The sequence below is a fragment of the Neisseria sp. P0021.S007 genome (genome assembly GCF_051956855.1).
The window spans coordinates 1-448 of sequence record NZ_JBQCXA010001674.1 but is presented as its reverse complement, the minus strand read 5'-3'; the positions used below and the strand labels follow the sequence as shown (position 1 = coordinate 448).

1 protein-coding gene is annotated in these 448 nt (G+C 52.7%); it reads right to left on the bottom strand.

The window, feature by feature from the left end; all coding sequences use genetic code 11:
- Window positions 1-71 precede the first annotated feature (71 nt).
- Window positions 72-448: shikimate kinase (locus ACTHUR_RS20860; protein WP_440400711.1), on the bottom strand; the 377-nt coding region annotated here is incomplete at its 5' end.

The window sequence follows — 448 nt, the reverse complement described above, 5'->3', positions numbered from 1 at the left end:
ATAAAGATGGGGTATTGATGGGACGGGGTTTGGACAGTCAGGGTGCGCATGGTGTTCCTTTGTAAAGCGTGTTATTCGCTCAATATTTCAATCAGCCGTTTGAGCGTTTTGTGGCAGCTGTCGGATTCGATGACGAGATGGGCGGTTTGACGGTACAGCGTATCGCGCTGGTCATACAGCTCTTGCAGTTTGGCCAACGGGTTGGCAACTTGCAACAGCGGCCGGTTGCTATCGTAACGGGTACGCTCCAGCAAGGTTTCGGGGCTGGCATGCAGATAAACAACCGTGCCGTTTTGGCGCAGAATCTGTCTGTTTTCACTGCGCAACACGGAGCCACCACCGGTCGATAAAACGATGTTGCGCCGGGAAGCGAGCTTTTTCAGCATATTGGTTTCGCGGTTGCGGAAGCCTTCCTCCCCTTCCATCTCAAAAATGGTCGGAATGGATA